At 71.6% G+C, this 12,329-nt stretch carries 12 protein-coding genes; 2 read left to right on the top strand and 10 right to left on the bottom strand.

Translation table 11 applies throughout. The features are described from left to right. Positions 1–30 precede the first annotated feature (30 nt). The 7 genes from ACFUPX_RS11625 to ACFUPX_RS11595 form a co-directional block, all read right to left on the bottom strand. Positions 31–1,560 carry an aldehyde dehydrogenase family protein gene (locus tag ACFUPX_RS11625; RefSeq protein WP_383319774.1) on the bottom strand — a complete coding sequence of 510 codons (1,530 nt, stop codon included), beginning with the start codon at positions 1,558–1,560 and terminating at the stop codon, positions 31–33. Between the two features lie 172 nt (positions 1,561–1,732). Next, positions 1,733–2,302, bottom strand: coding sequence for a hypothetical protein (locus ACFUPX_RS11620; RefSeq protein WP_383319772.1), 570 nt, complete (start codon positions 2,300–2,302; stop codon positions 1,733–1,735). Next, on the bottom strand, positions 2,299–2,547 hold the full coding sequence (locus tag ACFUPX_RS11615) for a helix-turn-helix transcriptional regulator (protein WP_383319770.1): 249 nt from the start codon (positions 2,545–2,547) through the stop codon (positions 2,299–2,301). Before ACFUPX_RS11615 ends, ACFUPX_RS11620 begins: the two co-directional genes overlap by 4 nt. A gap of 74 nt (positions 2,548–2,621) precedes the next feature. Next, positions 2,622–3,392 (bottom strand): hypothetical protein, encoded by a 771-nt coding sequence (locus tag ACFUPX_RS11610; RefSeq protein ID WP_383319768.1) that lies wholly within the window; start codon positions 3,390–3,392, stop codon positions 2,622–2,624. 10 nt (positions 3,393–3,402) lie between these two features. Then, on the bottom strand, positions 3,403–3,783 hold the full coding sequence (locus ACFUPX_RS11605; protein ID WP_383319766.1) for a hypothetical protein: 381 nt from the start codon (positions 3,781–3,783) through the stop codon (positions 3,403–3,405). Continuing rightward, a complete protein-coding gene (locus tag ACFUPX_RS11600; RefSeq protein ID WP_383319764.1) occupies positions 3,780–5,633 on the bottom strand; it encodes a hypothetical protein in 1,854 nt (617 codons plus the stop codon). The genes ACFUPX_RS11605 and ACFUPX_RS11600 overlap by 4 nt, the downstream gene beginning before the upstream one ends. A 113-nt stretch (positions 5,634–5,746) precedes the next feature. Further along, positions 5,747–6,673, bottom strand: a complete 927-nt coding sequence (locus ACFUPX_RS11595; RefSeq protein WP_383319762.1) for a LysR family transcriptional regulator — start codon at positions 6,671–6,673, stop codon at positions 5,747–5,749. A gap of 207 nt (positions 6,674–6,880) precedes the next feature. Here ACFUPX_RS11595 and ACFUPX_RS11590 point away from each other — a divergent pair, with 207 nt between their 5' ends. Beyond that, complete coding sequence (locus ACFUPX_RS11590; protein ID WP_383319760.1) at positions 6,881–8,311, top strand: MFS transporter; 1,431 nt, start codon at positions 6,881–6,883, stop codon at positions 8,309–8,311. 7 nt (positions 8,312–8,318) lie between these two features. Here the strand turns inward: ACFUPX_RS11590 and ACFUPX_RS11585 are convergent, their stop codons facing one another. Both ACFUPX_RS11585 and ACFUPX_RS11580 read right to left on the bottom strand, forming a co-directional pair. Beyond that, entirely contained in the window at positions 8,319–9,308 is a 990-nt protein-coding gene (locus tag ACFUPX_RS11585) for a malate dehydrogenase (RefSeq protein WP_383319758.1), read from the bottom strand. 390 nt (positions 9,309–9,698) lie between these two features. Continuing rightward, positions 9,699–10,880, bottom strand: coding sequence for an XRE family transcriptional regulator (locus tag ACFUPX_RS11580; protein ID WP_383319756.1), 1,182 nt, complete (start codon positions 10,878–10,880; stop codon positions 9,699–9,701). A gap of 355 nt (positions 10,881–11,235) precedes the next feature. On the opposite strand from ACFUPX_RS11580, the gene ACFUPX_RS11575 reads away from it, so the two are divergent. Next, positions 11,236–11,781 (top strand): peptidoglycan-binding protein, encoded by a 546-nt coding sequence (locus ACFUPX_RS11575; protein WP_383319754.1) that lies wholly within the window; start codon positions 11,236–11,238, stop codon positions 11,779–11,781. A 66-nt stretch (positions 11,782–11,847) separates the two neighbouring features. On the opposite strand, the gene ACFUPX_RS11570 is transcribed toward ACFUPX_RS11575, so the two are convergent. Continuing rightward, positions 11,848–12,327: a helix-turn-helix domain-containing protein gene (locus ACFUPX_RS11570; RefSeq protein WP_383319752.1), complete on the bottom strand. Its 480-nt coding sequence runs from the start codon at positions 12,325–12,327 to the stop codon at positions 11,848–11,850. Between the last annotated feature and the right edge of the window lie 2 nt (positions 12,328–12,329).

Below are 12,329 nucleotides of genomic sequence, written 5' to 3'. Positions count from 1 at the left end.
GCCCCCGCGCACGCCTCTACGGGTCTGGCCTCAGCCCGCGAACCAGCGGACCGGCTGCGGTGCGAGGTTCTGGTAGATGTGCTTGGACTCGCGGTACTCGGCGAGCCCGGCGGGTCCGAGCTCGCGCCCGACGCCGCTCTTGCCGAAGCCGCCCCACTCCGCCTGCGGCAGGTAGGGGTGGAAGTCGTTGATCCAGACCGTGCCGTGGCGCAGGCGGCGTGCCATGCGGCGGCCCAGGCCCGCGTCGTTGGTCCAGACGGCGCCCGCGAGACCGTACTCGGTGTCGTTGGCGAGCGCGACCGCTTCGTCCTCGGTGCGGAAGGTCTCGACGGTCAGGACCGGGCCGAAGACCTCTTCGCGGACGACGCGCATCTCGCGGTGGCACTGGTCGAGCACGGTCGGCTCGTAGAAGTAACCGGTCGCGGGGCGGGCCTCGCTGGGCTCGGGGCGCTTGCCGCCGGTGCGCAGGACCGCGCCTTCTTCCAGCGCGGACGCCACGTACGCCTCGGTCTTCTCGCGCTGCTGCTGCGAGACGAGCGGGCCGCACTCGACGCCGTCCTCGGTGCCGCGGCCGAGCCTGATGCGGCTCGCGCGACGGGCCAGTTCGGCGACGAAGCGCTCGCGCACCGACTCCTCGATGATGAGGCGGCCACCGGCGGAGCAGACCTGCCCGCTGTGGATGAAGGCCGCGTTCAGCGCCTGGTCGACGGCGGTGTCGAAGCCCTCTTCGGTGGCGCAGGCGTCGGCGAAGACGACGTTCGGGTTCTTGCCGCCGAGTTCGAGCGCGACCTTCTTGACGCCGAGGGCCGCGGCCTGGGCGACCTTGGTGCCGGAGACGAGGCCGCCGGTGAAGGAGACCAGGTCGACGTCGGGGTGGTCGGACAGGCGCGCGCCGACGGTCTGGCCCGGGCCGGTCACGATGTTCGCGACACCGGCCGGCAGGCCCGCCTCGACGAGCAGCTCGATCAGCGCGACCGTCGTCAGCGGAGTGACCTCACTCGGCTTGATGACGAAGGTGTTGCCCGCGGCGAGCGCGGGGGCGACCTTCCAGCTGGCCTGGAGGAGCGGGTAGTTCCACGGCGTGATCATCGTGCAGACGCCGACCGGCTCGTGCACGACGACGCTGTGGATGTCCTCGGATCCTGCGTCGACGACACGGCCCGCGCCCTCGCCGATCACCAGGTCGGCGAAGTAGCGGAAGGCGTCGGCGACGCAGTCGACGTCGACACGGCCCTCTTCGACGGTCTTGCCGGCGTCGCGGCTCTCCAGGAGACCGATCTTCTCCCGGTCGCGTACGAGGAGGTCGGCCACGCGGCGCAGCAGCGCGGCACGTTCGGCGACGGGCGTGGCCGGCCACGGTCCGTGGTCGAACGCCTCACGTGCGGCGGCGATGGCCGCGTCGGTGTCCTCGGTGCCGCCTTCGGCGATCGTTGCGAACGGCTTGGCATCAGCCGGGTCGAGGATCTCGCGCGTGGCGCCGGAGAGGGCGCTGCGCCACTCCCCGCCCACATGGATGGTCTGTTGTGCGGACACGTCCCGTTTGCCTTCCGTTCCTGTCATTCGCCCCGCCTGTCACTCGCGGTAGCCGGGGGCACATGCCCCAGCGTGAAGAAACCATGCGCATTACATAACTGAAAGTGCGCTGTGTCACTGCGCGTGCAGGCACTCGGGGCGAAACGTACACAGAAAGACAAGTTTGGCCGCTCCAGGGCTTGTGCGGTGTTTCGGTGCCCTACCCGTCGACGCCGTCGAACTCGCCCCGCTCGTCGGACTCCAGGTCCGCGGGCTCGTCCCGCGCGGCGAGACCCGCCACCCAGAGCGGCAGCAGCCAGTGCACCACGAAAGCGGTGAAGAGCACCGGGAAGAGCAGCCCTTCGGCCTCCCACCCCTGGTACGCGGCGAACCCCGCGCCGACCGCCGCCGCGAGGAGCAGCCACTGCATCATCTGGCGGGCACGCGCCGCGACCCGGACCCGCTCCGCGCGCTGGCGCTCGTCGAGCGCGCGTTCGCGCAGTTCGAGGAGGCCGCGCGTGGCGCCGTTGATGACGCCGGTGGCGACGCACCACGGAAGGAGGAGCGCCAGCATCGTCCACATCGCCCAGCGCTGGTCGCCCACGACCGTGAGCAGCCAGGCCACGACGCTCGCCACGGTCAGCGCGATGTGGGCGCCGACCGCGATCCGCCTGCGCACGGCGGTGGCGTACATCGGGGCTCCCTCGCGCCGGTTCATGAGCGCGACCATCCGCCGGTCGTACCCGGTCATCCGCTGCGCCGACTTCTCCCGCGTCTGCTGGTCCGTCATCCCTGGCTCCTCCCGTAGACCTCGTCCGTGAGCGGGCGGAACGGCTCCAGGGAGAACAGCGCCTCCACCGGCAGCCCGAAGAACACCGCGATCTTCAGCGCCAGGTCGAGGCTCGGGTTGTACTGCCCGCGCTCGATGTAGCCGATGGTCTGGTAGTGGACCCCCACCGCCTCGGCCAGGCTCTGGCGCGACACCTTCCGCTCCGCGCGCACCATCGCCAACCTGTTGTGCACGTGCTCGCTCATGTATAAGAAGTACTACATCGGCGAGCAGGTGCGCAACAGAGATCACCTGAAGTGGAGTTCGACGGCAGCAGGAATCAACTGGGGTTCGGCGCGGGGCAGATCTCGTCCGGCGGGCAGAACCACTCCAGGGCCGTCGACATGAACGCCTCCTCGTCGTCCCTGCCGTCCTCGTCGGATCCGTACACCGCGAGGGCGTACAGGTTGCCGTCCACCGACTCGAAGCGGTGGTCGATGACGTGCCAGGTGCCGGTGTCCGGCTCGCCCTTGAACGCGTCGGCCACGTAGTCGAGACGGGCCGTCGGGCGGCCCTCGTCGTCGTCCGCGCGCTTCAGCGGTGCGAGCTGGTCGAAGCCCGCGGGCTTCGACGTCTCGTCCAGCCACATACGCAGCGACGCGTACGGGGACGACTCGCCGACGCGGTAGACCTGGAGCCGCCGGTCCCCCTCCGGGCTGCGGTAGTTGACGACGTTGAAGCCCTCGGGGGGTTCGACCAGCTGGCGGACCCAGCCCCGCGGCACCGCGAGCCGGTAGCCCTCCCCGTCGGACACCTCCTCGTACGGCGCGGGCGGCACACCCGAGGGGGACGGCGCCGCCGTGTCCCCCTCCGTGTTCTTGTCCCCGCCGCGGGCGGGCTGCTTCATGACCGTCAGGTACCCCTTGGGCCCCGGCTCGTCCTTCCAGCCGAGCGCCCAGGTGCCGAAGGCGAGGCCGCACACCGCGAGGAGCGTCACGGCGCCGCGCAGCGCCTTGCCCTGGCGCACCGCGTCCCGGTCGTGGAGTTCGGCGATCCGCCGTTCCTGCTCGTGGCCGACCCACTCCTGGCGGTCGGCGTCGAAGATGCGCACCGCTCGTCCCTCAGCCCGTGATCTGGGCGATCGCCTGGAGGACGGCCGTCACGGACGCGGCGGTCGCGGCGGCGGCGCCGTACTGCTCCAGGCGGGTCCGGAGCCTGTCGAGCAGTCCCCTGTCGCCCTGGCCCGCGCGCCCGATCTCCCGCTCCACCTCGCCCAGTTCGGCATCGAGCGCGTCGTCCTGCGCCGTGCGCTCGGCGGCCCGGCCCAGCTCGCCGCGCAGGGCACGCACCTGGGTGAGCAGGTGCTGCTGCTTCGGGTCGGACACCACCACCGTGTGGTTGGTGGACTCGGCCTTGCCGTGCGAACCGAAGGCCTGCGAGCCGCCGGTGATCGAACCGATCTGGACGTGCGCACCGCCGCCGGATTCCCCGTCGCCGCTCATGCCGTGCTCCTCTCGGTGGTGTGCGTGGCCTGGCCGTGGGAGCCGGTGGCGATGGCGCCGCCGGACATCTCCGTGATGTAGACCCCGCTGTTGTTGATCTGCGTGATGTTCTGTTCGAGGCGGTCGGTGCGGAAGCCACCGGCCCGCAGCGCGTCGCGTACGCCCTCGCCGATGCGGTCCTGGAGGGTGCGCACGTAGCGGGCGACGTCCATCTCCTGGAAGAGCGAGAGTTCGTCCGTGCTGGCCAGCTGGCGCAGCGAGACCAGCGGGGCGTCCGGCGGCGCCTGCACGGGGCGGCCGATCTCCAGCCAGGAGCACAGGGTCCGCAGGGCGCGCACGGCCCGCGCGACGAGCCGGGCGGGTGAGGCCGGCGAGGCGGGAGGCGCGGGAGGCGTGGCTTCGGGCTGGGCCAGCCAGAGCCGGAACGAGGGGACGAGGGAGGGCAGTGCGCGCACGGCGGCGATGCCGATCGCCACGCCGACCGCGGGACCGTCGACGCAGGCGCGCAGGGCGTCGTGGACCGGGCCCTCCGGCTCACTGGCCACGATCGCGTCGACCTCGCGGAACTCGGGGACGATCGGCCCGAGCACGTGCGGCACCACTTCGAGGACCAGCATGCCGCCCTGGGTGTGCACCCTGACCAGGAGCGAGACGACGACCTGTTCGTTCCAGGCGCCGACCCGGATCCGCAGGAAGTGGCGCCGCGCCTCGCCGCCCTCGCCCGCCGCCCGGTCGATGTGCCGGGCGGCCTGCCCGGCGTCGTAGAGCCCCGCCGTCTCGTACCCCTGTCCGGTGTAGAGCTGCTCGTCGCGGCCCGCGCCCGCGGGGAGGTAGACGAACTCCTCTATCTCCAGGTCCCGGAGGCGGTCCACGCTGGTGGCCGCGGCGGACCTGCGCAGGTCCTTCAGACGGGGCTCGATCATCTTGATGACCTCGCGCGCGGCGAGCGGTGCGTACGCGCGCTGGTCCGGCACCCCGCCTTCCGTGTCCTTCTCGGCGCGCCGCAGTTCGAGCACGACCGACCAGGGCTTGCGGGGCTTTCCCGCGCCCACAAAGGGGCGGTTCGCGTCGTACAGGGTGACCTGCGCGTTCTGCTCGCGGTGGATGCAGTCGGCGATGCGCGAGAACCGCCGCGGGATGCGCGGCTGTTCGGTCTCGGCGAAGGTCTGCCGGGAGAGCTGGGTGCGCAGGATCCGCTTGCGCAGGAACTGGTGGCGCCACACCACGGCCGCGACGAGCAGCGGGAAGATCACGGGGTACGGGGTGTCCTTGATGACGGCGAGCGCGGAGTACCCGTACGAGGCGGCGCAGAACCACACGAAGGCGGTCACCAGCCAGCCGACCCTGCGCCACAGCCAGACCAGCGGCGCCGGGAGCTGCGTCCGCCGCAGTATCGCGGCGTCCGTGCCCCGCCCGGAGACGACCCGCGCCAGCCACAGCAGCAGGACCACCGCCGCGTACCCGAACGCCCAGCCGCCGGGCACGAACGCGCCGAACGTGCCGTCGGGGCCCGAGTCGACGAGGTCGTCCGGGTCGAAGGCGAGCAGCACGAAATCGGTGCCGGAGAGGCCCGCATCACCGTCACTTGCGTCTTCCAGGGTGTCCCAGATCATCACCGCGTCGGTGACGAGGAACCCGATCCACACGGCCGCGAGCAGCAGTGCGGTGATCAGTTCCTCGCGCCGGGCGCGCAGCGCGTGCGCGAGCACGGGGAGTACGTCGGCACCGAGCGGCGGCGCCACGGGGCGCTCCGCGTGCCCGACGAGCTCTGAGACGACCCTCCTGCGGAAGACCGCGTCCAGGTGGACGCCGGCACACAGCAGTCTGGTGGCCTCGGTGTTACCTGCCATGGCCAACTCCGTTGGGGTGAAGCGGAATTGGAGGGTAACGGAGCGTGTGTGCAGTGGCCACAGAAAGGTGATTATGCCCCTCGAATAAGTGAATTCACGCCACTTACCGACGTTCACGCGCGGGCAGGGCCGCTTTCACACAGGAGGTCCCGCACGCACCCCCGCAGCCACGCGTGCGCCGGGTCCGCGTCGTGCCGGGGGTGCCAGGCCATGCCGAGTTCGAGCTCCGGCAGGTCGAGGGGGATGTCGAAGGTGACCAGGCCGAGGGTGTCGGTCAGCGGCCGGGCCCAGGAGACGGCGAGGCCCACCAGGTCGGTGCGCAGCAGCAGGAAGAACGACGAGGGGAACGTCCCGACGCTGCCCACCACCCGCCGTGCGAGCCCCAGTTCGGCGAACGCGGTGTCCAGCGGCCCCTTCAGCCTGCCCTTCCTGGAGACCGTGATGTGGTCGGCGGCGGCGAACCGCTCCGGCGTCAACTCGCCCTGGAGCAGCGGGTGTCCGGGGCGCGCGACCCCCAGCATCCGGTCGTCGCGCAGCCGCTCCACCCGCACCTCGGGCGCGACCGTGTCGATCACGCCGAGCTCCAGGTCGGCCGTGCCCTCCCGCAGCAAAGGCGCGTCCACATGGCTCTCGCCGAGGAAGCGGATGCGTACGCCGGGCGCCTCGGCGGCGGCGCGGGCGAACAGCGCGGGGCCGTACGCGGCGGCGATGGCGTCGTGCCCAAGGACCGTCAGGGTGCGGGACACGGTGCGCAGATCGGTCGCGCCCGGCCCCGCGAACAGGGCCCGCGCCCGCTCCACCACGGCGCTCACCTCGGCCCGGACGGCGAGCGCGTGCGGGGTGGGCACCATCCGCCGGCCCGCCCGTACGAGGACGGGGTCGCCCAGGGCCTTGCGGATGCGGCCCAGGGCGCGGCTCATCGCGGGCTCGGAGAGGTGCATGCGGCGGGCGGCCCCGGACACGCTCTCCTCGTCGAGGAGCACGTCGAGGGCGAGCAGGAGATTGAGGTCGAGGCCCCGACCCGGCTCGGATCGCGCCACGTCGGATCGCACCACTTCGGATCGCGGCTGATCGGGTCGCGGCTGTTCGGATCGCGGCTTTTCGGATTGCGGCTTTTCGGATTGCGGCTTTTCGGATTGCGTCACACGCATACATCCCTTGCAAAGGTTGCACTGGAGATCAAGTGAGCAGCGAGCCTACGGTGGCAGCAGATCCCACGCCACGTCCCGAAGCTCCTTGGAGGAGCCGTGCCCTCGCCTGCCCGAAATCAGCTCAAGCGCCCGGCGGAGCTCACCCTCTGCGCCTGTGTGGTCGTCGCGCAGAGCATGGTCGCCGCCATCAACCTCCTCATCCCGCAGCTGAGTTCGTCCTCCGTCCACCCCTCGGGGAGCCAGCTGCTGTGGACGGTCGACGCCTACGTCATCGTCTTCGCGGGGCTGCTCATCCCCGCGGGCGCCATCGGCGACCGGTACGGCCGCAAGGGCGCACTGCTCTGCGGGCTCGGTCTCTTCGCGCTGGGCGCCCTGGTCAGCGCGCTCGCCGCCGGGCCCGTCCAGCTGATCGCCGGACGCGGTGTCTCCGGCGCGGGCGCCGCGCTGATCATGCCCGCGACCATGTCGATCCTGGTGCGTGCCAGCTCGCCGGAGCAGCGTCCGCGGGCCATCGCCTCCTGGGCGCTCGCCGCCGGGCTGGGCGGCTTCGCGGGCAACGCCTTCGGCGGTCTGATCGGCCAGTACCTGCCCTGGCGCGCGCTCTTCTGGCTGATGGTGCCGCTCGCCGCACTGCTCGCTCTGGCCGTGGCGCGCACGGCTCCGCGTACGGAGACGTCGGCCGACGCCGCCATCGATCCGCTCGGCGCGGTCCTCCTGACCGGTGGTCTCTTCGCGGTGCTCTTCGGCATCATCGAGAGCCCGATGTACGGCTGGACTTCGCCGCGCATCCTCTTTGCCTTCGCCCTGGGCGCCGCGCTCATCGGCGCGTTCGTGGCGCACGCCCTGCGCTCGCGCTCGCCGCTCTTCGACCCGCGCGTCTTCAGGTCCCGGCGGCTGCGGGCCGCGTCCCTCGGCACGGCGGCGTCCTTCTTCGGCCTCTTCGCGCTCTTCTACGTCAACTCGCAGTACCTGCAGTACGTGAAGGGGTACGGCGCCGCCCGCGCGGGCCTGGCCATCCTGCCGCTCACCGTCGGCATGGTGCTGATCCCCAGGATCGCCGCCCGCCATTCGAAGCGGCCACGTCCGCTGGTGGGCGGCGGACTGCTCCTGATCGGGCTCGGTCTGCTCGGCGCGTCCACGGCGGACGCGGGCACGCCCTACGCGGCGTACGCGTGCTGGCTGCTCGTCATCTCCGCGGGCGCGGGAATGTGCATGCCCGCGCTCACCCTGGGCGTCGTCTCCTCGCTGCCGCCGCACCAGGCGGGGCTCGGCTCGGGGCTCGGCACGTCGGCCCGCGAGATCGGCGCGGCGCTCGGCGTGGCCGTCACGGGGACGGTCATGGCCTCGCACCCGGGGTTCGCCTCCGGGATGGAGGCGGCGCTGCGGACCGTGGGTCTCGTGGTGGTGGCCGCCGCGGTGTTCGTGACCATCGGCCACCGGGCCGGACGCACCTCGCCCCCGGCTGCCGAACGAACGGCCGCCGGGGGCGAGGTGAAGGTACGCGCGTACGACCGCGGTCGTACGTGAGCGGGTCCTAGATGAGGCCGAGGCCGCGAACCGCCTCGCGCTCCTCGGTGAGCTCCTGCACCGACGCGTCGATGCGCGTGCGGGAGAAGTCGTTGATCTCCAGGCCCTGGACGATCTCGTACTTGCCGTCCTTGGTGGTGACGGGGAAGGACGAGATGAGGCCCTCCGGAACGCCGTACGAACCGTCCGAGGGGATACCCATGGAGGTCCAGTCACCGGCGGCCGTGCCGTTCACCCACGTGTGGACGTGGTCGATGGCGGCGTTGGCGGCGGAGGCGGCCGAGGACGCGCCACGGGCCTCGATGATCGCGGCGCCGCGCTTGGCGACGGTCGGGATGAAGTCGTCGGCGAGCCAGGACTGGTCGCTCACGACGTCCGCCGCGTTCTTGCCGGCGATCTCCGCGTGGAAGATGTCGGGGTACTGGGTGGCCGAGTGGTTGCCCCAGATGGTCAGGCGCTTGATGTCGGAGACCGGGGCGCCGGTCTTCTTCGACAGCTGCGAGAGCGCGCGGTTGTGGTCCAGGCGGGTCATCGCGGTGAAGCGCTCGGCCGGTACGTCCGGGGCGGCGGCCTGCGCGATGAGCGCGTTGGTGTTGGCCGGGTTGCCCACGACGAGGACCTTGATGTCGTCCGCGGCGTTGTCGTTGATCGCCTTGCCCTGCGGCTTGAAGATGCCGCCGTTGGCGGAGAGCAGGTCGCCGCGCTCCATGCCCTTGGTGCGGGGGCGGGCGCCGACGAGGAGGGCGACGTTGGCGCCGGAGAAGGCGACGTTCGGGTCGTCGCTGATCTCGATCGAGTTCAGCAGCGGGAAGGCACAGTCGTCGAGCTCCATGGCGGTGCCCTCGGCGGCCTTCAGGGCCGGCGTGATCTCGAGCAGTCGCAGATTGACCGGCACGTCCGCGCCGAGCAGGTGGCCGGAGGCGATGCGGAAGAGCAGCGCGTAGCCGATCTGGCCGGCCGCGCCGGTGACGGTGACATTCACGGGAGTGCGGGTCATGGCGATCTCCGTAAGACAGCTGGCGGTGGGGGTCCCTGCCCCTTGTGCTGGATCCCCTGCCGACGCCCTCGTCGATCGCCTCTCGATGATCGATCTCTTGGCATCAAGAGAGATCCGCCGTCAGGCTATCGCGCCCCGCCCACCCCCGAGCCCCGGGAGGGTGTGGCCCACCCCACAAAGATCCGTCCGCGCTGGTCGGCGGCGGTTCGCGGCCCGTGTCCGGCCCTCCGAAAAATTTCTCCGAAATCGACAGGCATGGCTCACGCGACCCCGGGCACACGAACCAGTACCCCCACGGGAGTGGTCACACCCCCAGGCGGCCGCCACGCTCCCCCCCTGTGGTGGCCGCCACCTCCCGGTGGCCACCCCCGGCGCGCGGACCGGCTGTACTTACTTGGTGCAGCCGGTCTGTCCGGCTTTGAGGGTCGCGCACGCCTTGGCCGACGCACCGTCCTTGACGGCCACCATCGGTGTGTACGCGTCGAAGTCCGCGTTCACCGTGCCGTTCTGTTCGGCGCCTCCGGTACCGGAGATCGTGACCTTGTCGCCCGGCGCCGCCTGCGTGATGCGCGCCCAGGCCGCCCCGCACGTCTTGCTGTAACGGACCTCGATCAGGGCCTTGCCCACCGTCGCGCGCGTCGTCGTACCCGCCAACTCGCCGCCGCAGCCCATGGTCTCCGGGTCCTTGCCGGTGCAGCTCTTGCCGCTGCACTCGACGCCCGCGGGCAGATCCTTGTCGCTGGTGCTCGGCGACGCCGACGGCTTGGCGCTCTCGTCGCCCTTGTCGCCCTTGCCGAAGTCCGTCAGGAAGACGGCGACGGCTATGACGACGAGCGCGCCGACGACGCCCGCGAGGAACATCGTCAGCTTCCTGCGCCGCCGCTGCCGGTCGGGCGAGTCCCCGCCCTGGCCCGGCTCGTAGGCACCGGGCGGGCCCAGGACGACTCCCGGGTCGCCCACGCCTCCGCCCGCGCCTCCACCGGCGCCTCCACCGGCGCGTGCACCGGCACTTGCACTCGCGCTTGAGTACGACGGCTGCTGCGGCGGCGCCGTGGGCGAGACACCCGCGGGTCCCGCGACCCCGGTGACGCTGCCGCCCGGTCGGGCGGCGTGGCCGGGCCGATCGGGGCGGTCGGCGGAATCGACGCCGGCGCCCGCACTCGCGCCCGCGCCCGCGCCCGCGGCGCCGTTGCGTGCCGTGCCGCCGCCCTTGCTCTTGGGCGGGTTGGGACCCGTCTCGCCGAGCGCGGCCCGCGCCTGGGAGATCCGGATCGCCTGCATGGTCATGTCGTGCCGCATCTCGGAGCGGCTCCACGCGCGCTCGGCGAGCTCCCACATGGTGATGAGGTGCACCGGGTTGGTGCCCGTCACCTCGGCGAGCGCGACGATCGCACCCTTCGGAGCGAGGAGCCGCCCGTTCAGATAGCGCTCCCACGACGTCTTGCTGTACCCGGTGCGGTCCGACACCGCGGCAATGCTCAGACCACTGCGGTCGACGAGCCTGCGCAGCTGACTGGCGAACTCCCTGACCTGCGGGTCGAGCTCATCCGGTAGCGCCTTCCAACGAGGCATTACTCCCCCTATTCCCCCCGTACGTGCCAACTTGCCCCCGCGCGTGGTCTCCCCCGCTCTGCCCATGGGGCAGCCCCCGCTGCTCCCGACCATGGACTACCCAGAGGGATGCCGAAAGTCAGGATGTCAGTTCCCGGACGGGGGGCGTACGGGAGCATCCGGGCCACTGGCGTGCACCGTCGCACTCCCTGCGGCCCGGCGTCCAGTGTCCCACCGCCGTCCCGCTCCACGATGCGGAACCCCTGGTAGCGACCTGGGACGTCCCAAAGCGTCCCGATTGCACGGGTTGACCCTTTTGTGAAACGCCGCAGGCAGGAAGCATCGGAGACGTCAACGCACCACCTAGGGGGATCACATGCGTATCAGCAAGGGCAGGTCGAAGCGGCTGCTCGGCTCGGCGGTCGCCGTGACGGCGGGGGCGGCGATCGCGCTCGGCGGCACCGCGTCGTTCGCGCAGGCCGGCGGGCCACACGTCGTCGACGGCAAGGGCGCCGCGTACAACGACTGGGGCGACGAGGGCACTCTGTCCCGCCACAGCCACGCGAACAGCAACGCCACGCGCCTCTGGCAGACCGTCCTGTACGCCGACGGCGCCAAGTGGAAGGACAGCGCCGGCAAGCGGCACACGTTCACGAAGTGGGACATCGACGGCAACTTCGGCCGCAGGACCGAGTCGGCCACCAAGTGGTGGCAGCAGCGCGAGGACGTGGAGGACGTCGACGGCATCGTCGGCAAGGAGACGTTCGGCGTCGCGGACGACTTCCTGAACGGTCCGGGCGGCGGCGGTCACGTCACCTACAGCGGCTACCAGCACGACGCCGGCTTCAAGCGCCTCTCCGGCACGTACTACGTGAAGATCCACGGAAAGTGGAAGAAGGCGGCGTACAACTGGCGCGGCTGACCCGCGACTCCATCCACAACCGCACCCACACCCCCTGCCAGGGCCTCGCCACGTCGTGGCGGGGCCCTACCGCAGGAGGTAGCGCAGCACCCCTTCGAGCAGCACCATGAGGACGAGGAGCGTGGTGACACCGGCGGCGGAACGCCATGACCACGCCGGGCGGCGCGCACGCGAAGGCCGCCGTGGCCCGCTCGGCCGGGCAGCGGGCACGGCCTCCTCGGCCTCGACCGCCGAGGGCCCCGAACCGCCCGTACCGCCCGAACTGCCCGCACCGGCCCGGGGCCACACCCGTACCGCCAACTCCCAGTGCGCGCCGTACCGTTCGCCGTCCGCCCCCGCCACCCGGCACAGCGCCGCGACCGCCTGCCGGGGCGGTGGCTGTCTGCCGTTGAGGTAACGCTGCCAGGAGGACTTGCTGTAGGCCGTCTCCTCGCCGAGCGCGACCAGGCTCAGGCCGGTGCGGTCCTTGAGCAGCCGCAGCTGTTCGACGAAATGCCGTACTTCCGGCGGAAGTGTCTCGGGAAGCGGCTGCCAGGCAGCACTCATGC

The organism is Streptomyces sp. NPDC057302 (assembly GCF_042667685.1).
In the GTDB taxonomy this organism is placed as follows: Bacteria; Actinomycetota; Actinomycetes; order Streptomycetales; family Streptomycetaceae; genus Streptomyces.
This window is presented reverse-complemented; position numbering and strand designations above follow the sequence as displayed.

Coding starts and splice junctions, on each gene's coding strand:
- ACFUPX_RS11620 (WP_383319772.1), bottom strand. CDS start 2,302: ATGACGGACCAGCAGACGCGGGAGAAGTCGGCGCAGCGGATGACCGGG.
- ACFUPX_RS11580 (WP_383319756.1), bottom strand. CDS start 10,880: ATGCCTCGTTGGAAGGCGCTACCGGATGAGCTCGACCCGCAGGTCAGG.
- ACFUPX_RS11615 (WP_383319770.1), bottom strand. CDS start 2,547: ATGAGCGAGCACGTGCACAACAGGTTGGCGATGGTGCGCGCGGAGCGG.
- ACFUPX_RS11575 (WP_383319754.1), top strand. CDS start 11,236: ATGCGTATCAGCAAGGGCAGGTCGAAGCGGCTGCTCGGCTCGGCGGTC.
- ACFUPX_RS11600 (WP_383319764.1), bottom strand. CDS start 5,633: ATGGCAGGTAACACCGAGGCCACCAGACTGCTGTGTGCCGGCGTCCAC.
- ACFUPX_RS11625 (WP_383319774.1), bottom strand. CDS start 1,560: ATGACAGGAACGGAAGGCAAACGGGACGTGTCCGCACAACAGACCATC.
- ACFUPX_RS11570 (WP_383319752.1), bottom strand. CDS start 12,327: ATGAGTGCTGCCTGGCAGCCGCTTCCCGAGACACTTCCGCCGGAAGTA.
- ACFUPX_RS11605 (WP_383319766.1), bottom strand. CDS start 3,783: ATGAGCGGCGACGGGGAATCCGGCGGCGGTGCGCACGTCCAGATCGGT.
- ACFUPX_RS11585 (WP_383319758.1), bottom strand. CDS start 9,308: ATGACCCGCACTCCCGTGAATGTCACCGTCACCGGCGCGGCCGGCCAG.